The organism is Achromobacter sp. ACM03 (assembly GCF_014851665.1).
In the GTDB taxonomy this organism is placed as follows: Bacteria; Pseudomonadota; Gammaproteobacteria; order Burkholderiales; family Burkholderiaceae_B; genus Achromobacter; species Achromobacter aegrifaciens.
The window spans coordinates 1-1,119 of record NZ_JACVAD010000019.1; the positions used below are offsets into that span (position 1 = coordinate 1).

At 49.4% G+C, this 1,119-nt stretch carries 2 tRNA genes and 2 rRNA genes; all 4 read right to left on the bottom strand.

Going from position 1 to position 1,119, the window contains the following annotated elements:
* A 23S ribosomal RNA gene (locus IB257_RS31375) occupies nucleotides 1–407 on the bottom strand; the annotation flags it as partial.
* Between the two features lie 286 nt (nucleotides 408–693).
* Nucleotides 694–769 (bottom strand) — tRNA-Ala (locus tag IB257_RS31380).
* A gap of 23 nt (nucleotides 770–792) precedes the next feature.
* Nucleotides 793–869, bottom strand: a tRNA-Ile gene (locus IB257_RS31385).
* Between the two features lie 133 nt (nucleotides 870–1,002).
* A 16S ribosomal RNA gene (locus IB257_RS31390) occupies nucleotides 1,003–1,119 on the bottom strand; the annotation flags it as partial.

The window sequence follows — 1,119 nt, forward strand, 5'->3', positions numbered from 1 at the left end:
CCCATCTTCAAACAGGATTTCACGTGTCCCGCCCTACTTTTCTTACGCTTAGTTCCACACACAAGATTTCGCCTACAGGGCTATCACCTGCTACGGCCGGACTTTCCATTCCGTTCGACTATCTTGCGTGCTAAAACGTAAAGGCTCTTCCGATTTCGCTCGCCACTACTTTCGGAATCTCGGTTGATTTCTTTTCCTCGAGCTACTGAGATGTTTCAGTTCACCCGGTTCGCTTCCACTGGCCTATGTATTCAGCCAGGGATACTCCTTACGGAGTGGGTTTCCCCATTCGGACATCTACGGATCAAAGCTTGTTTGCCAGCTCCCCGTAGCTTTTCGCAGGCTACTACGTCCTTCATCGCCTGTGATCGCCAAGGCATCCACCATATGCACTTAGTCGCTTGATCCTATAACGCTGTAGGCTATAGGACCTGAGTATTAGCGTTTGTGCCGTTCATAAGTTTCAAAGCAGTCTAGGGTTATTCACCCCAGTCTTGAGAACTTGGAACAAAATTAATGCAATCACAACCCGTACCCATCTTCATCAGCAAGCTGATTACTTGATGAGCACATTTCGTTGTGCTTCTTCCAGATTGTTAAAGAACGAATATAGCTGTCAGGTAAAACCTAACTCATAAGGCCGTTTCAACGACACTATGAGTTAGCCTCTACATCACCAGGTGATTAGGTACTTGGTGGAGGTGAACGGGATCGAACCGATGACATCCTGCTTGCAAAGCAGGCGCTCTCCCAGCTGAGCTACACCCCCATATCCCGCATGCGCAGAATACTTGGTGGGTCTGGTTGGATTCGAACCAACGACCCCCGCCTTATCAAGACGGTGCTCTAACCGACTGAGCTACAGACCCAAAAACCTTTTCGGATCAGCAGTCAGGAAAGCTGTAGACCCAGGGAAGATTCCCTCGACCCAAGCCTGCAACTGATCCCAGCTATATCAAACAACCGATAAGAGTGGACGCTTAACACGAGCACTAAGCTCTGAAAGGAGGTGATCCAGCCGCACCTTCCGATACGGCTACCTTGTTACGACTTCACCCCAGTCATGAATCCTACCGTGGTAATCGCCCCCCTTGCGGTTAGGCTAACTACTTCTGGTAA